Origin of the sequence: Sodalis sp. RH20, from assembly GCF_047324205.1 — a bacterium.
GTDB lineage: Bacteria > Pseudomonadota > Gammaproteobacteria > Enterobacterales > Enterobacteriaceae > Acerihabitans.
On record NZ_CP178733.1, the window covers coordinates 2378578 to 2398997 of the forward strand.

Genomic DNA, 20420 nt, shown 5'->3' on the forward strand with positions numbered 1-20420 from the left:
TCCCCCGTCCGCCGCCATGGTATAGGCATGGCGTGGACGGGCAACCGGCCTGGCTTTTAAAAATTACGCTGCCAATTGAGGTACTGATCGTATTTACGCAGGGCGATGCGGTAATTGCTTTGGCCTGCGTCCGGAACGTCCTCAATAAGCATTTGCGGGCCACTGGGGCGCTCGAATTTATCATGGGGATAATTCCTGGCCGCCAATATTTCATCAAGGCGCCGCAGGCGTACCACATATTCACGAATAGTACTGTGACTCATCGCCGTCTGTTCAAATAAATACTGCTTGAACGCTTTGATATCGAAATAGTTGGCTTCACTATTGCAAGAAATTACGCTGCAAAACCGGCACAGCGCCGTCAGCTCTTTATTCAGGCTTTGCCAGACGAGATCGTCGATAAGCTGGTCCATACCGGCGATGGCTTCTTTATTGATAATCTGCCCGCGAAACACCAATGTCATACGATCCAACGGCTTGCCGCACTGGCAGCAATGGGTTTGACAGTGCTTGAAATCTTTCAGGTAACGGCTCAAGGGCCGTTTTTTACCCACTTTGGCTAACATGTCGTTTTCCCTAGTGCTAAGAATAGGGCTTTCAATAGCGCGTTGGACTTGCGCTATGGAAAGCTAATTAATATGTTTTAATATCTCTATCAGCGTGCTTAACAACGGGGAATGTATTATTCCCCTACCCGGCCGCTAATGATCGTTATTCAGGCGCGCGCGCAAACGTTTAATCGCCTGGCTATGCAATTGACTTACCCGTGATTCACCCACCTCCAGCACCGCGCCAATTTCCTTCAGGTTTAATTCCTCCTGGTAATACAGCACCAGGACCATTTTTTCCCTTTCCGGCAAACCGTCGATGGCCTCGATGACCCTTTCACGCAAATTGTTCTCCATTAATATCTGGAGCGGATTAGCGTCTTCGTGTCCCGGCATTAGATTATCGGCACTGTCGCCGTGATCTTCACACCATTCGTCATAAGAAAAGAGCTGACTGTTGTTGGTGTCGAGCAATATCTGCCGGTATTCCGCAAGCGTAATATTGAGCGTCTGGGCGACTTCCTGTTCAGTGGCCACCCGGCCCAGCTGCTGTTCGGCCTGATGAATGGCCTGCGCCACCTCCCGCGCATGGCGCCGCACGCTCCTGGGCACCCAGTCCCTGCTACGCAGCTCATCAAGCATAGCGCCGCGAATGCGCTGCACCGCGTAGGTGGTAAAGGTCGTGCCCTGCAGGCAGTCGTACCGTTCCACCGCGCTCAACAGGCCTATCCCCCCCGCCTGCAGCAGATCGTCGAGTTCCACGCTTGCCGGCAGCCGCACCTGCAGACGCAAGGCCTCGTGACGGACCAACGGAATATAGCGTTGCCATAGGGACTGTTTATCTATTACGCCCGTGGCAGTATACAGATCGCTCACCATGACTATCCTACATTGATCCTCTTATCGATGTTATTATCCGGTTAGCCGGCAAGGTCAATCGGCTGAATAGTCGCTTAAATACCCCTCTATTTATATCCTGCCGGATCGAACGCAATTTACTTTATATAAACAGTGGTTTATCTTCGTCCGCGGCGGTATTTATTTCACATTGGCCATGATATAGCGAAAAAAAACCCCGCCTGGGCGGGGTTTTTACGCATTACAATGCGATGAACAAATTATTGCAGCAGTTTCAGCACGGTCTGCGGAACCTGGTTAGCCTGGGCCAGAACCGAGGTACCGGCCTGTTGCAGGATCTGCGCCTTGCTCATGTTGGACACTTCCGTCGCGTAGTCGGCATCCTGGATACGGGATTGTGCTTCGCTCAGGTTGCTGTTGGTGCTGGCCAGGTTGTTGATAGTGGAGTCAAAACGGTTTTCCACCGCACCCAGCTTGGAGCGCAGGGTATCAACGGTGGACAGCGCGCTGTCCAGGGCTTTTAACGGATCGGTGGTGGCGACGGCCAGCGATTTGCTTGAATCGTAAGCGGCGCTGGTAATCTTGCCGTCATCATCAGTGGTGACGTCAGCGGCGTAATACTTAACTTTATCAGCCGTGGTGCCGTCTGTCGTATCTTTGATAAAGTAATGGTTATTTTTATCTTGAACAATACTGACATTGGCCGAATCAATTTTCGAGTCTTTATTGGTATCGGTGGCAACGGAAACTGCAGCGGTAGTCGCAGCTTCAACCTTCGCGGTTAATACGCCAGAGCCGTCGACAGAAACGGTGGCGGCATAACTTTTACCTGCGGAAGTCACGACGGAGTAATTGCCCTTGGCGTCTGCAACCAGGGTACCGGCACCGATATTGGTCGCGTCGGCGTTACCGGCGGCATCCACGGTGGCAGCCAGTGAGGTGTAGGCAGCGGTGCTGCCGGCGGTTACGGTATTGACGGTTTTACCGGTCAAGTCGGTATTAGTCACACCGGCGCCTACGGTAGCCGTTAATTTACCGGTTTTATCAATTGTGGTGGTGGCTTTATAAGCCTTGCCGTCATCACCTTCGATATAATAATCGGTACCGTCGGAAATTACCTTGGTGCTGGCGCCGATGGCTGCCTTGACAGGTGCATCAGCACCGGTCGCATCAGCGGCGGTCGCAGTAAGTGCGACGGTGCCCGTGGCGGCAACAGCGGTACCGGTTGACAAGGCGGCGGCGGACGTGGTGCCGTTCGGGCCGTTAACATTAAAGGTATTCAGTGTCAGCGTGGTGGAATCAATTTTTTGCAGATCGATATTGATCACTTCACCATCGTTGGAACCCACCTGGATTGACAGGGTTTTATTCTGGCTCAACACTTTCACGCCGTTGAAGTCGGTTTGCTGGGAGATACGGTCGACTTCAGAGAGGCGCTGCGTGACTTCGTCCTGGATGGACTGCAGGTCGCTGGCGGAGTTGGTGCCGGTCTGCGACTGCACGGTCAGGGTACGAATGGCCTGCAGGTTGGTATTGATTTCGTCCAGCGCGCCTTCAGTGGTCTGCGCCAGGGAGATACCGTCATTGGCATTACGCGACGCCTGGGTCAGGCCGTTGATATTGGAAGTGAAACGGTTGGAGATCGCCTGACCGGCGGCATCATCTTTAGCGCTGTTGATGCGCAGGCCTGATGACAGACGTTCGATAGCGGTACTCAGTTTGGACTGAGACTTGTTCAGGTTGTTCTGAGCCAGCAGGGAAATGCTGTTAGTATTGATAACTTGAGCCATGGTATATTCCTTTGAAATCATGCATCAGGACTGAGTAATTAATTCGGGCATCAATACGAGTAAGTGTTAATGGCCGTCCCACAAGGTATCGGCGAGCCGTCGGTAACCTTTAATGAAAAATGCAAATTTCGCCCTACCATTCCCCGCAAGACCTTAATAGCCGGAATTAACCCCCTTCTTTTCCCCTCTACCCCCCATGACGCTGCAAAAATCGCGGTAAACTTCTTGCCGCCGGTGCCGATAACCGCTTCGCCTACCGCGTAATTATCAGGAGAGCAACATGACCAACATCAGTTCACTCGGCGTCGGGTCCAACCTGGACCTAAGCACCCTGCTGGATACGTTAACCACCGACGAAAACAAGCGGTTAACACCGATAACCAACAAGCAGACCAATATCAATGCCAAAGTGGCGGCCTACAGTACGCTGCAAACCGCGCTGGAAACCTTTAATACCGCCACCAAGGCCCTGTCCGATAACACGCTTTATACTAAAAAAGTGACCAGCACCACCGATGGGTTTACCTCGACGGCGGGCGACACGGCGGCCAGCGGCAGCTATAGCATTAAAGTGACCCAACTGGCGACGGCGCAGTCGCTGGCCACCAAACAAGTGTTTACCGATACCACCTCGCTTATCGGCGCCAGCAGCACCACCCGTAGCCTCAGCATTCAGGTGGGCAGCGGCAAGGCCGTGGCCATTCCCCTGACCGACGCGCAAACCACACTCGGCGGAGTGCGCGACGCCATTAATAAGGCCAACGCCGGCGTCACCGCCAGTATCGTCCAGTCCGGGGACAGCGGTTACCAGCTGGTCGTCACGTCCAACACCACCGGTACCTCCTCCAATGTCACCATGAGCGTCACCGGCGACGCTACCCTGAACGGCATCCTGGGCTACGACAGCAACGGCACCGACGCCGATAAAACCGCCGCCGGCATGAATGCCGCCGTGACGGCTCAGAACGCCAAGCTAACGCTGAACGGTATCGACGTCGAACGCAGCAGCAACACCATTACCGACGTGCCCCAGGGCGTTACCCTGACCCTGACGGCGGAAAATACCACCGCACAGAACCTGATAGTGCGCCAGAGCGCCACCGATTCAACCAAAGCCGTCGAGGAGTGGGTCTCAGCGTATAACACCCTGCAAACCACCTTTACCACGCTAACAAAATATACCCCCGTAACGGCCGGCACTGCGCCGGACGCCAGCAATGGGGTTCTGTTAAGCGACAGTGTTTTGACGTCGGTAAAAAATCAGCTGCGCAGCGTGCTGGGCGCGGGCCAGAGCAACGACGGCATCAAGGCGTTAAGCCAGGTCGGCATCACGCTGAATAAAGACGGCACCCTGGCCACCGATGAGGCCAAACTGGTCAAAAACCTGGCGGACAATCCATCGCAGGTGGCGGGCTTTTTCGCCGGCGACGGCAAAACCACCGGAATGGCGACCCAAATGTCGTCCATTGTCACCTCGTTCACCGAGGACAGCGGCACCATCAGTGATACCAAGGACAGCCTGGCCGACGTGCTGACCGGACTGAACAAGCAGTACACCCAGGTTCAGACCAGCATCACCAATAATATTGCCCGCTATAAAAAACAGTTTACCCAACTGGACGTGCTGGTTTCGTCGCTGAACAATACCGCGACGTATTTAACCCAGCAGTTTGATGCCATTTCTAACATATCATCCAGCAGCAACTGATTGCCGCGGGCGTAAATTTCTGGGAGAAGGATAGTAACAATGTACGGTTCACATGCGTATGCCGTCGTGGGCTTGCAGAGCAGCGTCATGAGCGCCAGCCCGCATAAGCTTATCACCTTGTTATTTGACGGGGCGCTCAGCGCACTGGCGAAAGCGGACATCTTCATGGCGCAGGGCAATATCGCCGCCAAAGGCACTGCGTTGTCCAAAGCGATCGAGATCATCGATAACGGACTGAAAATGGGTCTGGATATGGAAAACGGCGGCGAACTGAGCCATAACCTGGCCGGTCTGTATGATTACTTCTGCCGACAGCTTATCCAGGTCAATCTGCATAACGATCGCGACCTGCTGCAGGAAATCCGTCTGATGCTCACCGGGATCGCCGATGCCTGGAAGCATATTTCCCCGGGCGGCCCGCAACCTTAATGAGGAATATTCTGATTATCAGATTCATGTTTCGTTTCTAATAATGGTTATCCCGACACGTCAGGGTGTGTGATAAAAATAGCTAGGAAATGAGCAGAATTAACCCAATTTATATGTCCGATACCTACTAGGATAGCCATAATGGATGCTTGCCCTTCTCTTTTAGCCCATTATCAGCAAATTCTTGCGCTAAGCGAAAATATGTTGTCGATGGCCCGTCAGTCAGAATGGGATGCCTTGGTCTATATTGAAGAAAAATATGTTCAGGCGGTGGCCAAGATCGCCGAACTGAATTCTTTGTTGGAAAATCCACTTTCCACCGTTATCCAGGATAATATTGCCTTGGTATTACAGCAGTTGCTGAAAAATGAACATGAAGTAAATCAATTGCTTCAATCACGCCTTGATCAGTTGAAAGAGCTCATCGGCCAGTCAAACCGTCAGCAATCCATTAACTCGGCCTACCATAAGTTTTCCGATCGGGCGTCGATGCTGCCGGGTGAGATAAAAAAATAACCGCCTGCGACGATATCAGGCGGGAATCATCCTAAAAAATGCGTCCAGGCCCACGTGGGAGGCAAAATTGTCATTTTCGCCTATATTTACAGGGTGAACACTCAATAAGGATGATAACAATGTTTGATAGAGCCAAAGATAAAGCGGAAGAAATTGCGGGCAAGGGCCAGGAAGAATTCGGCCGTGCTACCGGGGACAACGCGCTCCATCTGGAAGGGAAACTGCGTAAACGCGCCGCGCAGGCGTCTTACAGCGTGAACGACTGTATTGATCAGATTAAAGAAAAAACCGTCAATGATCCGATTCCGGCGCTGCTGATTGCCAGCGGCGTGGGTTTCCTGCTGGCTAAAATTTTAGGCCATCGCCGTCATTGATTCTGCCCGGTTGGCGCCGGGCGACGGCGTGTCCCACATGCGGTTGCCCGGTGTCGCGGTAAGCCCGCGGTTGTAAAAGCAGCAAGAGCTATACGGGTGGCGAAGTGTTATCATCATCGTCTCTTTATAGCCGCGGCGATTATTATGTCTATCCTTGATGCGCTTAAGGCGTTCGGCAGTACTTCAGTTAAAGTCACGTGCCCGGAATGCGGCAACGCAACCCAGCAACCCGCCCAAAAAGTACGCAAAAACATCACGTTAGTTTGTCCCAAATGCGGTCACTATTTTCTGCCGAAAGACAAATAGGCTTTGCCCTATTGAGAAATTCGCCCGCGCTATACCGCGAGCAACCCTATCGCCACGCCGATAAAAAAACGCCGGGTTTCGTCGCTTTCCCGCTCCTGCTCGGCGGCCAGGTACGCCATGATGGCGGCCGGGTGAATCTTGGCGCCGCGCCGGTGGAGCGCCAGGCTGGCCTGGCCTATCAACAGACTTACCGTATCATGGGTGTGCCGCAACGCCTCTGCGGGTATTGTCATCGCCGTCTCCTATTTTCTCTTTATCATTTTGCCGGCGTAATGTTGCAGAAAAATGAACAGAGAATGAATAACGGCGCAGGGGATATGACGGCACACAACGGCGCCAGGCGAATAGAGTCATGATGGATAAAATCCGTTTTTTGGCCTGTCTGCGTATAAGTACGTTTTTTCAGCAAAATTTCTTAACAAAATCTATGCCGATCGCTTTAATCGTTTTCGTAGCAGCTCCCTTCAACGTGCTACGAAAGGCATATTGCCCCTTCTCTTCCATGCAGGAATCATTACCACCAATACCACGTTAACCCACGGAGCGACCGCCTGGGCCGTCATTGACATTCGCATGCGCGCGTAGAACGCAGAGTGCCTGCATTGACGCCATGAACAGAGCCTATTTATCTTAAAGACAACAATCCCCCGGTAAACCGACGTAATGGCCTCCCAATCTGGTTTAGCCAGTTATTCTCGTAACCTTTTTATTCTGGTTGCCGATAAGCTATTAAACGAATAAGGGGAAATATATGAATTACGTATTTATTACTTTGCTGGGTTTACTTGGGTGTTGTTATGTTTGGTCTTGGTTGACCATCGGGAGTTACGGCCGTTTCAGATACACGAATAAGCGCAAAAAAGATGTTGGTTTGCATTTAATTCCTTGCAAGACGCCAAGGAATCGCGCTAAATCAGCAGCGATTTATAGCTCTTTGCGTAGTATTTTGAAAAAGCTCAAGGCCGACGGTTATGAGACTGTTTCTTTTGAGTCGCATCTCCTTGATCAGCGTGGAACAGATATCATTCAAAAAATCGTCACTCAAGAACATATTTCAATACTTTCAATATCCTACAGAAAGACACCGCTATGGCGGAAAGTTGTGATTCCCTACATCACATTTATTTTCAGAGCTAAGCGCGTGAAGATAAATAAAATGAGTGGGAAAATTGTCATCAAGTTGTGATACCTGATTCAGCCGCCCTGGGGCGACGTTTCAATGTAATATTGTAAGGAGTGGATCAATGTTATTAATTTCCTCATCGGCATGGAACGGGCAGAGCGGCTGGGCAGATGCAATCATGCCGCATTGGCCCTCTAGGGCGTTGCAACGGATAAAAAAATAAGCATCATTTACAGGAACAGTTACCCCGGCTATGACACTGCGGTCATAGGGTATAGGCACATTAGCACTCAGTTTGTCTGAATCCTCGACCGTGCTGCCACTATCAATCAGCACGCTCACACCTCGGCGCCCTTTTAACTGAGGAACGCCTGACGGCGCGGCGATAGATTATTGTCCAATGTCCGGGCGCTGGGCTTTAGGATGCAAAATCGGATATTTAAACTAATATTAATATTCCAAGGGGCAATATCAGTTTTCAACACAAGCAAAGGAGTTAATCATGAGCCTTTTCAGTTTTGTCAAAGAAGCAGGCGAAAAATTATGGGATGCCGTCAGTAATAGTGATGATGCGAACAAGAAACTGCAAGAACACATCAGCAAGCTGGGATTACCAGGCAGTGATAAAGTTGAGGTCAAAGTCAACGGTGATACGGTTACAGCTACCGGTGCCGGGATTTCACAAGAGCTTAAAGAAAAAATTCTTATCGCTGCTGGCAATGTTGCCGGGATCACGAAAGTGGAAGACAACGTTACCGCGGTCGATAACGTCCCCCAATCGGAACTCTATACCGTCAAGAAAGGCGATACATTAAGCGCCATCTCAAAGCAGGTTTACGGGACTCCCAACGAGTACAACAAAATTTTCGCAGCCAATAAACCCATGCTCTCCCACCCCGATAAAATCTACCCCGGTCAGGTTTTGCGTATTCCAAAATAACCGGCTGCGTGGCTAACCGTTATATTCGGGGCAACCCTAACGCCATGACCTGAGAGCAGGAAACCGCCAGGCCCTCTTTTGAGGGATGAATTTATCCGGGTTCTTTAGTTCGTTGAACCCGCATTGCCTGTTGTACTCGCCCCCATTGACCGCCATACACGCGCGGGACAACACGTCATCTGACATTATCGTTCTTTGCCCCACCCATGCCCCATGGAGAAACAGCGTGAGGGAATGGACATTACTATCAGTACGTCAGTGCCCCTACACGGACATGTTCATGATGTCCTGATAGGCCGCCACCATTTTATTTCTCACCTGGACGGCGGTTTGCAACGAAATGGAAGATTTTTGCATATCCACCATCACATCATTGAGTCCTAAAGCCGAATTGCCGGTGGCGAAGGCTTCCGACTGGACGCGAACCTGGTTTTGCGTATCGCTGGTTTTATCCAGCGCAGCGCTGAGCATGCCGGCAAAACCGCCGCCGGACTCGGGGGCTTCGCTAAAGCCGCCCGCAGCCCTGGCGGCCTGCTGCAGTTGTTGAACCGCTGATTCAATCCCCTGAATAGCCATGACGTTTCCTCAATTTTAACGTTGGCTGCTACCTTAGCAGAACCCTTGGCGGCCTAAGGCGCTAAATAACGCTAAAACACCCGGTTATTTCAGCCATCGATTGTGTTGCTAAAGGCAAATAATGGCATCCACATTTATATGATGACCGCCGGCTATGCCCGTTAAGCACCGCAGGGAGAGTGATTTGTTATCAGCGATTAAGCAATACCGTTCAACTCATGGCGGAATGATGCGATGAGTACGGTTAAAAACGGTTCTACCGGACAGGGCAAGAATCCGTTCATGCCGATGCTGGAGCGGCTGCGCAGCCATCCTAAAATATCCGCGGCAATTGCCGCCGCCGCGATGATAGCGGTTGTGGTGGTACTGGCACTATGGGCAAAAAGCCCCGATTATCGGGTGCTGTACAGTAATCTCGGCGATCGCGACGGCGGCGATATCGTCGCGCAGCTGACGCAGATGAATATCCCCTACCGTTTTACCGAACAGGGCACCGCCGTGCTGGTGCCGAGCGAGTCGGTGCATGAAACCCGCCTGAAACTGGCCAGCCTCGGCCTGCCGAAGGGCGGCTCGGTGGGCTTCGAGCTGCTTGATCAGGAAAAATTCGGCATCAGCCAGTTCAGCGAGCAGATCAATTACCAGCGGGCGCTGGAAGGCGAGCTGGCGCGCACCATCGAAACCCTGGGACCGGTACAGTCGGCGCGGGTGCATTTGGCGCTGCCTAAGCCGTCGCTGTTTGTGCGTGAACAGAAAAACCCCTCCGCGTCGGTGACCCTGAACCTGCAGCCGGGCCGCGCGCTGGATGACGGCCAGGTTAACGCCATCGTCTATATGATCTCCAGCAGCGTGGCCGGTTTGCCGCCGGCAAGCGTCACGGTATTGGATCAGCAGGGGCATCTGTTGACCCAAGCCGACGCCAACGGCCGCGCGCTGAACGCGACCCAGCTGAAATTCAACAATGAGCTGGAAAACCGCTACCAGCGCCGCATCGAAACCATTCTGGCGCCGGTGGTGGGCAGCGCCAACGTGCATGCCCAGGTGACGGCGCAAATCGATTTCGACAGCCACGAACAGACCGAGGAACAGTATCAGCCGAACGGGCGCGACGATAACTCGGCCATTCGCTCCAAACAGGTGGCGCAAAGCGAGCAATTGGGCGGTTCGCCGTTGGGCGGCGTGCCCGGCGCGTTATCCAACCAACCGGCCCCCACCGCCGTGGCCCCCATTGATAAGCCGCCGGTGGCCAATACTAACGGCCAGACTACCGCGCCTGGCGCCCGCGCCGGCGTCAGTGGGCAAAACGCCGCCCAGTCCAAGGCCACCGCCACACCGTCCAATACCCGGCATGATGAAACCATCAATTATGAGCTGGATCATAAGGTAGTGCATGTAAAACGCAGCGAGGGTAACTTGCAGCGTCTGTCAGTGGCGGTGGTGGTCAACTACCTGCCCGGCGAGGCCGGTAAGCCCGGCACGCCGCTTACGCCGGACCAGATCAAGCAGATTGAGGATTTAACCCGCGAGGCGATGGGGTTCTCCGCCGATCGCGGCGATAGTCTTAACGTGGTGAATACGCCGTTTGTCACCACCGAAGACAATGGCGGCGTGCTGCCGTTCTGGCAGCAGGCGTCCTTCTTCGACAGCCTGTTGACCGCGGGACGCTGGCTGCTGGTGCTGCTGGTGGCATGGATCCTATGGCGTAAGCTGGTTAAACCGCTGCTTCGGGTTAAACCCGAGGCGCCGGTGAAGGAGGCGGGCGCAGGCGCGATGGCGTCGGCATCCCCCGCCGCCGAGGATGTGGTGGTCAGGCTCAGCCGCGATCAGCAAGAAGATCAGAAACGGGCGCAGCAGCGGGAAAACACCGAGGCGCGTACCCAACGGATCCGCGATATGACGGATCAGGATCCCCGTATCGTGGCGTTAGTTATCCGCCAATGGATGAGCAGCGAACAATGAGCATGACCGGAACCGAAAAAAGCGCCGTGTTATTGATGACCCTGGGCGAAGACCGGGCGGCGGAGGTTTTCAAACATCTGTCGGCCCGGGAAGTGCAGCAGTTGAGCAACGCCATGGCCAATATGCACCAGACCTCGCATCAGGAACTGCTGGAGGTGCTGAAAGAGTTCGAAGCCGAGTCCGAGCAGTATGCCGCGCTCAGCGTGAATGCCGGCGATTTCCTGCGCACTGTGCTTATCAAGGCGCTCGGCGAGGAACGCGCCTCCAGCCTGCTGGAGGATATCCTCGAAACCCGCGAAACCACCACCGGCATGGAAACCCTCAACTTTATGGAGCCGCAGAATGCGGCGGATTTAATCCATGAAGAGCATCCACAGATTATCGCCACCATCCTGGTCCACCTGCGGCGCTCGCAGGCCGCCGATATCCTGGCGTTGTTTGACGAAAAACTGCGCAACGACGTCATGCTGCGTATCGCCACCTTCGGCGGCGTGCAGCCGGCCGCGCTGGCGGAGCTGACCGAGGTGCTAAACGGCCTGCTGGACGGCCAGAACCTGAAACGCAGCAAAATGGGCGGCGTGCGCACCGCGGCCGAGATTATCAACCTGATGAAAACGCAGCAGGAAGAATCCGTCATCGACGCGGTACGCGGCTACGACCACGAACTGGCGCAAAAAATCATCGACGAAATGTTCCTGTTCGAAAATCTGGTGGACGTGGACGACCGCAGCATCCAGCGGTTGTTGCAAGAAGTGGAATCGGAGTCCCTGCTGATTGCCCTGAAAAATGCCCAGCCGCCGTTGCGCGAGAAGTTCCTGCGCAATATGCCGCAGCGCTCGGCCGAGATCCTGCGCGACGATCTGGCCACCCGTGGCCCGGTACGTATGTCGCAGGTAGAGAACGAACAAAAGGCGATTTTGCTGATTGTCCGCCGCCTGGCGGAAAGCGGCGAAATGGCGATCGGTGGCGGGGAGGATACGTATGTCTGATGCATTTAACCACTTACCCTGGCGCCCTTGGGCATTAAACGACCTGGCAAGTCCGGTGCCGGCGGACATGCTGCCGATCGCACTGGACGCCCAGGCGGACGATACGCAAATCCAGCAGGCGGCAATCAACGCCCTGCGCAACCAGGCCAAACAGGAAGCGCACCGCAGCGGCTACGCGGAAGGCGTTAAACAGGGGCAGCAGGAAGGTTACCAGGCCGGGCTGCGCGCCGGGCAAGAGGAAGGCCTGCTGCAGATACAGCGCGACCAGCAGCCCGCCGTCGCGCAAATGCAAATGCTGGTCAACGAGTTCCAGCATTCCCTTGACTCCCTTGACACCGTGGTGGCCGAACGGCTCGCACAGCTGGCGCTGACCGCCGCCCGCCAGGTGTTGGGCCAGGAGCCGGCCGGCGGCGGAGACGCCATGCTGCGCCTTATCCAGCGTTTACTGCAGCAGGAGCCGCTCCTGAGCGGCAAACCGCAGCTGCGCGTGCATCCGGCACAGGTGGCGCTGGTGGAACAGCATCTGGGCGCGACACTGAAACTGCACGGCTGGCGGCTGATCCCCGACGACGAACTGCATCCCGGCGGCTGTAAAGTCACCTCGCCGGAGGGCGATATCGACGCCAGTCTCGCCACCCGCTGGCATGAACTATGCCGCCTGGCCGCGCCGGGAGACGTCTAATGGCCACCCGTCTGGGCCGCTGGTTGGACGCCATGGATACGCTGGAGCAACGTTTGTCCGCCACGCCGCAGATCAGGCATTACGGCAGGCTGACCCGCGCTACCGGCCTGATTATGGAAGCCACCGGCCTGCAGTTGCCTCTGGGCGCGCCCTGCCTGATTGAGCGCCAGGGCGACGCCGGCATGGTCGAGGAAATCGACTGCGAGGTCGTTGGCTTCAACGGCGATAAGCTGTTCCTGATGCCGCTTGAGGAAGTGGAAGGCATTGTGCCGGGCGCGCGTGTCTATGCGCGCCGGCGCGCAGACGGCCAGAACGGCAAGCAGCTGCCGCTCGGCACCGCCCTGCTTGGCCGCGTGCTGGACGGCAGCGGCAAGCCGCTGGACGGATTGCCGCTGCCGGATACCGGATACCGCGCGTCATTGAACACTGCGCCGGTCAATCCGCTGCAGCGCACGCCGATTTACGATGTGCTCGACGTCGGCGTGCGCACCATCAATGCCCTGCTTACCGTCGGGCGCGGTCAGCGTATGGGGCTTTTTGCCGGCTCCGGCGTAGGTAAAAGCGTACTGCTGGGCATGATGGCGCGTTATACCCAGGCCGATGTGATCGTGGTGGGGCTTATCGGCGAGCGCGGACGCGAAGTGAAGGATTTTATCGACAATATCCTGGGCCGGGAGGGCCTGGCGCGCTCGGTGGTTATCGCCGCCCCGGCGGACGTGTCGCCCCTGCTGCGCATGCAGGGCGCCTCCTACGCCACCCGCATCGCCGAGGATTTCCGCGATCGCGGCAGCCATGTCCTGCTGATCATGGATTCCCTGACCCGCTACGCCATGGCGCAGCGTGAAATCGCCCTCGCGGTCGGCGAGCCGCCGGCCACCAAAGGGTATCCCCCGTCGGTGTTCGCGCGCCTGCCCGCGCTGGTGGAGCGCGCCGGCAACGGTATCAGCGGCGGCGGCTCCATTACCGCCTTCTATACCGTGCTGACCGAGGGCGACGACCAGCAGGATCCCATCGCCGACGCCGCGCGCGCCATACTTGACGGCCATATCGTGCTATCGCGCCAGCTGGCCGAGGCCGGCCATTATCCGGCCATCGACATCGAGGCCTCCATTAGCCGCGCCATGACCGCCATCGTGCCCGCGGCGCAGGAAACGCTGGTCAGGCAGTTTAAGCAACTGCTGTCGCGTTACCAGCGCAACCGGGATTTAATCAGCGTCGGCGCCTACGCCGCCGGCAGCGACGTGCAGCTCGATCGCGCCATCGCGCTTTATCCGGCCATCGAGGCTTTTTTACAGCAGGACATGCATCAGCGTTGCGAATATCTGTCGGCCTGCGAGCAATTGCAGGGATTATTCAGTTAAGCCGGTTAACGAGGATCAATGAAAAGTAATGCACCGCTGGACGTTTTGCGCGAACGGGCAAAAGAAGAACTGGACAAGGCGGCGATCCGCCTGGGGCAAATCCGCCAATCCCATCAACTGGCCCGTAAACAGCTGGAGCAGCTACAGGAATATGAACGGGAATACCGGCAGAAACTACAGCGTGGCATGACCGAAGGCATGGCTTCGGCCAGCTGGTACAACTATCAGCAGTTTATCATCACGCTGGAAACCGCCATCGAACAGCACCGCACCCTGCTGGAACAATGGAGCCTGCGGCTGCAGCAGGCGGTTCAGGTCTGGCAGAACAAACATCAGCGCCTTAACGCATTGGTGACGTTGCATACGCGTCATCAACAGCTTCAGCTGGCGCATGATAACCGCCAGGATCAAAAACGAATGGATGAGTTCGCCCAACGGGCGTGCGCGAGGAAACACTCATGATAGTCGCAGTCAGTGACATTGCTTCCATGCAGGATACGGCCGGCGGCAACGGCGCTAAAAACACCGGCAACGCCGCCCCGGATTTCAGCGCCATGCTGAGCGGCAAGGTTAACGACCGCCAGCGGCCGGCGCCGGCAGCCGACGCCGGCAGCGCCCAGGCCGACGCCGCAGAGGACGCTCCCGTCGCGACCACGGCCGAACCGGCACGTCCCGACCTGCTGGCGGAAAAGCTGGCGGCCAAGCTGACCGGCGATGTCCCGGCCGGCGCCGTGAACGAGACGTTGCCGCCATCCGCCGGCGATACCGCCACCGCGCCAGCCGCCATGCCGGCGGCGACGGCACAGGAAGCGGACCCGGTCCTGAACAGCGACGCCGCCGCCCTGATGGCGTTGCTGGCATTGACCCGCCCGACGGTTGCTGACACGTCCGTGGCCGCCGCCGGCGTCACCGCGAATACCGATAGCGCCGCTGCCGCCTTGAGCGCCGCTGCCGCCCAGAACAGCGACATCGCCGTGGCGACAGTGCCACTGGCCCAGGCCGAAAACGCCGCCGCCCCGAGCGTCGGGACGAATAACGCCGCCGCCACGGCGGACAACGCGCAGAATACCGTTATCACCCCGGACGACGCCGCCGCGACGCCGCCGTTGACGTCGCCGGCAGCCCTGGTGGCGGGTTTCGTTTCCGCCAAGACCGTCGACGCCACGGCGCCTGAGTTGAAAACCGTCCCCGCCGCCACGGCGACCAAGGGCAAGCCATCGCCCGTCGCCGATGCGGGATTACCGCCGCCGGCCGCCACCGCCGCCACCGGCTCGCCGGTCAATCCGGCGATCGCCGCCGGCACCGATAGCGCTAAAGAAGGGACCGACCCGGCGGCCGTCACTGCCCTGCTCCTGAAAAAAACCACCGGCGTCCTGTCCGACGTGTCCATGCCTGGCGCCACGGCGCCGGTCACACCTACGCTGAGCGCCGCCGATGCGGCCGTCACCACCCCCGCAGCGCCTGCCCCCGCGCTTATCAGCGCCCAGCTTGGCAGCGACGAATGGCGCCAGGCCATCGGCCAGCAGGTATTGATGCAGTTGCGCAACGGCCAGCAGAACGCCGAGCTGCGTTTACACCCGGACAATCTGGGCGCCCTGCAGATCAGCCTGCGCATGGACGGCAACAACCAGGCGCAAATCCATCTGGTCTCGGGACATAGCCAGGTGCGTTCCGCCCTGGAAGACGCCCTGCCGCAGCTGCGCGCTTCCCTGGCGGAAAGCGGTATCCATCTGGGCCAGAGCAGCGTCGGCAGCGATGCCACGCCCAATTGGGGCGGCGCCGGGCACGAGGCCGCAGGCAATGCCCGCGCGGCATCGAGATTCACCATTGACGCCGTCGCCGGGAACGCCAGCGGCGTTGTTGCGCCCGCGGCCACCGGCCGTCGCGCCGCCGGCATAGATACCTTCGCCTGATGCTGCAAACGGGCAAGTTAAGGCAAATTACCGCGCCTATTCGCGCTATTGAATTACGCGGGAGACGGGATAATTACCGTCAATAACCGGCATTTTACGGCAGTCGCCATGGAAAAATGCCGTCACGCTTACAGGAATACCTAATCGTTATGTCACAAAATGTGCTTCCTTCGGCTCGGAAAAAATCAAAATGGCTGATGGCCCTGGTGGTCATTGCCCTGGCTGCTGGCAGCGCGGCGGGTTACCTTTGGTGGCAGCATCGCCTGCCCGGTCAGACAGCTTTGGAGGCCCCGGCGCCCGTGGCGCCGATACCGATATTTTTATCGCTGGACACGTTCACCGTGAACCTGGTCAATCCGGCCAACGATCCCGATCGCGTGCTCTACATCGGCCTGACGCTGCGCCTGCCCGACGAACCCACACGCAAGGCGATGATTGATTTTATGCCGACGGTACGCAGCCGCATGCTGCTGCTGCTGTCCCGCCAGGACGCGGAGGCGCTGGCAAATGATAAGGGTAAACAGCAGTTGGTCGAGCAGATTAAATTGACTTTGAGTGAACCCTTGGTGGCGGGCCAGCCTCGGCCCGTTGTGAATGATGTCCTTTTCACTGCCTTTATCCTGCGCTGAACATCATGGGCGATAGCATATTATCCCAGGCCGAAATCGATGCGCTGCTCAATGGCGACGACGGTGAACAGCAGCCGGTCAGCGCGGGTATTGAAAACGATGTCAAACCCTATAATCCCAATACCCAGCGGCGGGTGGTGCGCGAACGGCTGCAGGCGCTGGAAATCATCAACGAACGTTTTGCGCGTTCGTTTCGCATGGGATTATTTAACCTGTTGCGGCGCAGCCCGGATATTACCGTCGGCGCCATCAAGATCCAGCCTTATCATGATTTCGCCCGTAACCTGCCGGTGCCCACCAATCTGAACCTTATCCACCTCAAACCGCTGCGCGGCACCGCCCTGCTGGTGTTTTCGCCCAGCCTGGTGTTTATCGCGGTCGATAACCTGTTCGGCGGCGACGGCCGTTTTCCCATCAAGGTCGAGGGCCGGGAATTTACCCATACCGAGCAGCGGGTGATCCGCCGTATGCTGAAACTGGCGCTGGACGGCTATGAAGACGCCTGGAACGCCATTTATAAACTGCATGTGGAATACGTGCGCGCCGAAATGCAGGTGAAATTCACCAATATCACCACTTCGCCTAACGATATCGTGGTCACCACGCCGTTTCATGTGGAAATCGGCTCGATGGTGGGCGAATTCTATATCTGCATTCCGTTTTCCATGATTGAACCGTTACGGGAACTGCTGACCAATCCGCCGCTCGAATATTCCCGGGTGGAAGACCAGGGCTGGCGGGAAAACCTGGTGAAGCAGGTCCAGCATACGCAGCTGGAGCTGGTGGCGAATTTTGCCGAGGTCTCGCTGCGGTTGTCGGAAATCCTCAAACTGGCGCCCGGCGACGTGCTGCCAATCGACAAACCCGATTACCTGATTTCCCATGTGGACGGCGTGCCGGTGCTGACCAGTACCTACGGCACCCTGAACGGTCAGTACGCGCTCAGCGTAAAACAACTTATTAACCCCGTATTGAACTCCCTTAATGAGGAACAGCCCGATGAGTGACCCTAAGAATCCGTCCGGCGCAGATACGCCGTCCGCCGACGATCTGTGGGCGGAGGCATTCGACGAGCAGCAGTCCGCCGGCAAGGAATCACCGGCATCCACCGACGGTATTTTCCACCAGTTGACCGCCGAGGATAATGCCGGCCCCTTGCAGGATATCGATATGATTATGGATATCCCGGTCAAGCTTACCGTTGAGCTGGGACGGACCAAAATGACCATCAAGGAACTGCTGCGGCTGTCGCAGGGCTCGGTGGTGGCGCTGGACGGCCTGGCCGGCGAGCCGCTGGATATTTTGATCAACGGCTATCTGATTGCCCAGGGCGAGGTCGTGGTGGTGGCGGATAAATACGGCGTGCGCATTACCGATATCATTACGCCCTCCGAACGCATGCGCCGGTTGAGCCGCTAAATGACCGCCGCCCAGCCCCTCGTCACGGCCCACGCCTCGCCTCCCGCCGCCCATGAATTTAACGGCGCGGGCGCCCTTACCCAGGTAGCGGGCGCCTTGGGCGCCATCCTGCTGGTTATCCTCCTCGGCGCCTGGGTGGTGCGTAAGCTGGGCCTGGCGCCCGCGGCAAGGCAATCGCAACGGCTGAAAATACTGGCCAGCTGCTCCCTGGGCCAGCGTGAGCGCGTGGTGATGGTGGAGGTCGAGGGCACCTGGCTGGTGCTGGGGGTTACCGCGCAGCAGATTACACCGCTGCATACCCTGCCCGCGCCGCCCGACGCCACGGACAACGGCGTTGCGCCGCCGGACTTTCGCCAGCGGCTGCGCCAGGTGATGCAAAGGACGGGGAACGCCCGATGAACAGGTTGTGTCTCTGCCGGCCCGGAAACGGCCGGCTTATCGTTCTTGGGCTGGCGCTGCTGGCCGTCGCCCCGTGCGGTTGGGCGCAACTGCCCGGCATCATCAGCCAGCCGCTGGCGGGCGGCGGGCAAAACTGGTCGCTGCCGGTGCAGACGCTGGTATTCCTTACCTCGCTGACCTTTATCCCGGCCGCGCTGCTGATGATGACCTGCTTTACGCGCATCATTATCGTGCTGGGCTTGCTGCGCAGCGCCATCGGCACGCCTTCCGCGCCCCCCAACCAGGTTTTGCTGGGGCTGGGGCTGTTCCTGACTTTTTTTATTATGGCGCCGGTATTCAATACCATTTACGACGAAGCCTACTTGCCGTTAAGCGAAAACAAAATCAGCATGCAGGCCGCGCTGGAAAAAGGGGCGCAGCCGCTGCGCGCCTTTATGCTGCGCCAGACGCGCGAAGCGGATCTGGCCCTGTTTGCCCGGCTGGCCAAGGCGCCGCCGCTCGATGGCCCGGAAGCGGTGCCCATGCGCATCCTGCTGCCGGCTTATGTCACCAGCGAGTTGAAAACCGCCTTTCAGATCGGGTTTACCATTTTTATTCCCTTCCTGATTATCGATCTGGTGGTCGCCAGCGTACTGATGGCGCTGGGCATGATGATGGTGCCGCCCGCCACCATCTCCCTGCCCTTTAAACTCATGTTATTTGTGCTGGTGGACGGCTGGCAGCTGCTGCTGAGTTCCCTGGCGCAGAGTTTCTATACTTAACCCTTAACAAGACAGGCAAGATTATGACGCCGGAATCGGTAATGGCCCTGGGCCACGAGGCAATCTTAGTGGCGCTGGCGCTGGCCGCCCCGCTGCTGATGGCCGCCCTGTTCAGCGGCCTTATCATCAGCCTGCTGCAGGCCGCCACCCAGATCAATGAAATGACGTTATCATTTATCCCCAAAATACTGGCGGTGGTGGCCACTATCGTGATTGCCGGTCCCTGGATGCTCAACCTGATCCTGGACTATATGCGCACGCTGTTCACCAGCCTGCCCGCGCTCGCCGGCTGACGATGCTGCAACTGGATACCACGCAGCTCGCATTCTGGATCGGCCAGTATTTCTGGCCGCTGGTGCGTATCCTCGCGCTTATCGGCACCGCGCCGCTGTTTAGCGAAAAAATCATTCCGGCGCGCGTCAAGCTGGGCCTGGGCCTGATGGTGACCCTGGTGCTGTCGCCCGGCCTGCCGCCCATCAACACGCCGTTGTTTTCCATCGCCGGCTTTTGGCTGGCGACGGAGCAAATCCTGATCGGCACCGCGCTGGGGCTGACCATGCAGTTTGCTTTTGCCGCCATCCGCATGGCCGGCGAAGTGATAGGTCTGCAGATGGGGCTGTCCTTCGCCACCTTTTTCAACCCGGCCAGCGGCCTGAATATGCCGGTGCTGGCGCAATTGCTTAATCTGCTTTCCCTGCTGGTGTTCACCAGCCTGAACGGCCATCTGTGGATGCTTTCACTGCTGGCGGACAGCTTTCATTCCCTGCCGGTATCCGGCCTGCCGCTGAACGCCAACGCGTTTATGGCGTTGTCCCGCGCCGCCGGCATGATTTTCATCAACGGCCTGATGCTGGCCCTGCCGATGATTACGCTGCTGTTGACGCTGAATATCGCGCTCGGCCTGCTGAACCGCGTTTCGCCGCAGCTGACCGTGTTTGTGGTGGGTTTTCCGCTCACCCTGACCATCGGCATCCTCACCTTCGGCCTGCTGCTGCCGCTGCTGGCGCCCTACAGTGAAAAACTGATGGGGGAAACCTTCGATTTGCTGGCGGATATCCTGGCGGAAATGCCCAAGGGATAAAAAAAGGTATGCCATCCGTCGTTACCCGAATGGCATACCAACAGGGCCGGCACACATGATTA

25 protein-coding genes and 1 pseudogene are annotated in these 20420 nt (G+C 57.2%); 20 read left to right on the plus strand and 6 right to left on the minus strand.

Annotated elements, in window-relative coordinates:
- Window positions 1-56 precede the first annotated feature (56 nt).
- The 3 genes from fliZ to ACL2XM_RS10945 all read right to left on the minus strand — a co-directional run bounded on the left by fliZ (window position 57) and on the right by ACL2XM_RS10945 (window position 3196).
- Window positions 57-566 carry a flagella biosynthesis regulatory protein FliZ gene (fliZ, locus tag ACL2XM_RS10935; RefSeq protein WP_410015374.1) on the minus strand — a complete coding sequence of 170 codons (510 nt, stop codon included), beginning with the start codon at window positions 564-566 and terminating at the stop codon, window positions 57-59.
- A gap of 135 nt (window positions 567-701) precedes the next feature.
- A complete protein-coding gene (locus ACL2XM_RS10940; RefSeq protein WP_413733218.1) occupies window positions 702-1424 on the minus strand; it encodes an RNA polymerase sigma factor FliA in 723 nt (240 codons plus the stop codon).
- 242 nt (window positions 1425-1666) lie between these two features.
- Window positions 1667-3196, minus strand: coding sequence for a flagellin (locus ACL2XM_RS10945; RefSeq protein ID WP_410015375.1), 1530 nt, complete (start codon window positions 3194-3196; stop codon window positions 1667-1669).
- Between the two features lie 280 nt (window positions 3197-3476).
- On the opposite strand from ACL2XM_RS10945, the gene fliD reads away from it, so the two are divergent.
- From fliD to ACL2XM_RS10970, 5 genes are all read left to right on the plus strand, one after another.
- Window positions 3477-4904, plus strand: coding sequence for a flagellar filament capping protein FliD (gene fliD / locus ACL2XM_RS10950; protein WP_413732888.1), 1428 nt, complete (start codon window positions 3477-3479; stop codon window positions 4902-4904).
- Between the two features lie 39 nt (window positions 4905-4943).
- Window positions 4944-5333: a flagellar export chaperone FliS gene (fliS, locus tag ACL2XM_RS10955; RefSeq protein ID WP_413730555.1), complete on the plus strand. Its 390-nt coding sequence runs from the start codon at window positions 4944-4946 to the stop codon at window positions 5331-5333.
- Window positions 5334-5474: 141 nt separating this feature from the next.
- A complete protein-coding gene (gene fliT, locus ACL2XM_RS10960; protein WP_410015378.1) occupies window positions 5475-5849 on the plus strand; it encodes a flagellar protein FliT in 375 nt (124 codons plus the stop codon).
- Window positions 5850-5968: 119 nt separating this feature from the next.
- Window positions 5969-6223, plus strand: a complete 255-nt coding sequence (locus ACL2XM_RS10965) for a CsbD family protein (protein WP_410015379.1) — start codon at window positions 5969-5971, stop codon at window positions 6221-6223.
- Between the two features lie 144 nt (window positions 6224-6367).
- Window positions 6368-6529 carry a YnfU family zinc-binding protein gene (locus ACL2XM_RS10970; protein WP_410015380.1) on the plus strand — a complete coding sequence of 54 codons (162 nt, stop codon included), beginning with the start codon at window positions 6368-6370 and terminating at the stop codon, window positions 6527-6529.
- Window positions 6530-6558: 29 nt separating this feature from the next.
- On the opposite strand, the gene ACL2XM_RS10975 is transcribed toward ACL2XM_RS10970, so the two are convergent.
- The gene (locus ACL2XM_RS10975; protein WP_410015381.1) at window positions 6559-6762 is read right to left on the minus strand and encodes a hypothetical protein; all 204 of its coding nucleotides are present in this window, start codon (window positions 6760-6762) and stop codon (window positions 6559-6561) included.
- Window positions 6763-7280: 518 nt separating this feature from the next.
- On the opposite strand from ACL2XM_RS10975, the gene ACL2XM_RS10980 reads away from it, so the two are divergent.
- Window positions 7281-7715, plus strand: coding sequence for a hypothetical protein (locus ACL2XM_RS10980; protein WP_410015382.1), 435 nt, complete (start codon window positions 7281-7283; stop codon window positions 7713-7715).
- A gap of 30 nt (window positions 7716-7745) precedes the next feature.
- Here ACL2XM_RS10980 and ACL2XM_RS10985 read toward each other — a convergent pair whose 3' ends face one another.
- Window positions 7746-7994: a hypothetical protein gene (locus tag ACL2XM_RS10985; protein WP_413732889.1), complete on the minus strand. Its 249-nt coding sequence runs from the start codon at window positions 7992-7994 to the stop codon at window positions 7746-7748.
- A 160-nt stretch (window positions 7995-8154) separates the two neighbouring features.
- Between ACL2XM_RS10985 and lysM the strand changes: the two genes are divergently transcribed.
- Window positions 8155-8592 (plus strand): peptidoglycan-binding protein LysM, encoded by a 438-nt coding sequence (gene lysM, locus ACL2XM_RS10990; protein ID WP_410015384.1) that lies wholly within the window; start codon window positions 8155-8157, stop codon window positions 8590-8592.
- Between the two features lie 264 nt (window positions 8593-8856).
- On the opposite strand, the gene fliE is transcribed toward lysM, so the two are convergent.
- Window positions 8857-9168, minus strand: a complete 312-nt coding sequence (gene fliE / locus ACL2XM_RS10995) for a flagellar hook-basal body complex protein FliE (RefSeq protein ID WP_413732890.1) — start codon at window positions 9166-9168, stop codon at window positions 8857-8859.
- A 234-nt stretch (window positions 9169-9402) separates the two neighbouring features.
- Here fliE and fliF point away from each other — a divergent pair, with 234 nt between their 5' ends.
- From fliF to fliR, 13 genes and pseudogenes are all read left to right on the plus strand, one after another.
- Window positions 9403-11124, plus strand: coding sequence for a flagellar basal-body MS-ring/collar protein FliF (fliF, locus tag ACL2XM_RS11000; RefSeq protein WP_413730560.1), 1722 nt, complete (start codon window positions 9403-9405; stop codon window positions 11122-11124).
- Window positions 11121-12113, plus strand: coding sequence for a flagellar motor switch protein FliG (fliG, locus tag ACL2XM_RS11005; RefSeq protein ID WP_413722617.1), 993 nt, complete (start codon window positions 11121-11123; stop codon window positions 12111-12113). The genes fliF and fliG overlap by 4 nt, the downstream gene beginning before the upstream one ends.
- On the plus strand, window positions 12106-12795 hold the full coding sequence (fliH, locus tag ACL2XM_RS11010) for a flagellar assembly protein FliH (RefSeq protein ID WP_410015388.1): 690 nt from the start codon (window positions 12106-12108) through the stop codon (window positions 12793-12795). The genes fliG and fliH overlap by 8 nt, the downstream gene beginning before the upstream one ends.
- Complete coding sequence (gene fliI / locus ACL2XM_RS11015) at window positions 12795-14156, plus strand: flagellar protein export ATPase FliI (protein ID WP_410015389.1); 1362 nt, start codon at window positions 12795-12797, stop codon at window positions 14154-14156. Before fliH ends, fliI begins: the two co-directional genes overlap by 1 nt.
- Window positions 14157-14174: 18 nt before the next feature.
- Entirely contained in the window at window positions 14175-14618 is a 444-nt protein-coding gene (gene fliJ, locus ACL2XM_RS11020; RefSeq protein WP_410015390.1) for a flagellar export protein FliJ, read from the plus strand.
- Window positions 14615-16069 carry a flagellar hook-length control protein FliK gene (locus ACL2XM_RS11025; protein ID WP_413732891.1) on the plus strand — a complete coding sequence of 485 codons (1455 nt, stop codon included), beginning with the start codon at window positions 14615-14617 and terminating at the stop codon, window positions 16067-16069. The genes fliJ and ACL2XM_RS11025 overlap by 4 nt, the downstream gene beginning before the upstream one ends.
- Window positions 16070-16218: 149 nt before the next feature.
- The gene (gene fliL / locus ACL2XM_RS11030) at window positions 16219-16698 is read left to right on the plus strand and encodes a flagellar basal body-associated protein FliL (protein WP_410015392.1); all 480 of its coding nucleotides are present in this window, start codon (window positions 16219-16221) and stop codon (window positions 16696-16698) included.
- A gap of 5 nt (window positions 16699-16703) precedes the next feature.
- Window positions 16704-17705 carry a flagellar motor switch protein FliM gene (gene fliM, locus ACL2XM_RS11035; protein WP_410015393.1) on the plus strand — a complete coding sequence of 334 codons (1002 nt, stop codon included), beginning with the start codon at window positions 16704-16706 and terminating at the stop codon, window positions 17703-17705.
- Window positions 17698-18117 (plus strand): flagellar motor switch protein FliN, encoded by a 420-nt coding sequence (gene fliN, locus ACL2XM_RS11040; protein ID WP_410015394.1) that lies wholly within the window; start codon window positions 17698-17700, stop codon window positions 18115-18117. The genes fliM and fliN overlap by 8 nt, the downstream gene beginning before the upstream one ends.
- Window positions 18118-18483, plus strand: a pseudogene (gene fliO / locus ACL2XM_RS11045) (flagellar biosynthetic protein FliO); the annotation flags it as partial. It lies immediately after the preceding gene.
- A gap of 29 nt (window positions 18484-18512) precedes the next feature.
- On the plus strand, window positions 18513-19277 hold the full coding sequence (gene fliP, locus ACL2XM_RS11050) for a flagellar type III secretion system pore protein FliP (protein ID WP_410015395.1): 765 nt from the start codon (window positions 18513-18515) through the stop codon (window positions 19275-19277).
- 23 nt (window positions 19278-19300) lie between these two features.
- Complete coding sequence (fliQ, locus tag ACL2XM_RS11055) at window positions 19301-19570, plus strand: flagellar biosynthesis protein FliQ (RefSeq protein WP_410015396.1); 270 nt, start codon at window positions 19301-19303, stop codon at window positions 19568-19570.
- Window positions 19571-19572: 2 nt separating this feature from the next.
- Window positions 19573-20358 (plus strand): flagellar biosynthetic protein FliR, encoded by a 786-nt coding sequence (gene fliR / locus ACL2XM_RS11060; RefSeq protein WP_413732892.1) that lies wholly within the window; start codon window positions 19573-19575, stop codon window positions 20356-20358.
- The last annotated feature ends 62 nt before the right edge of the window (window positions 20359-20420 follow it).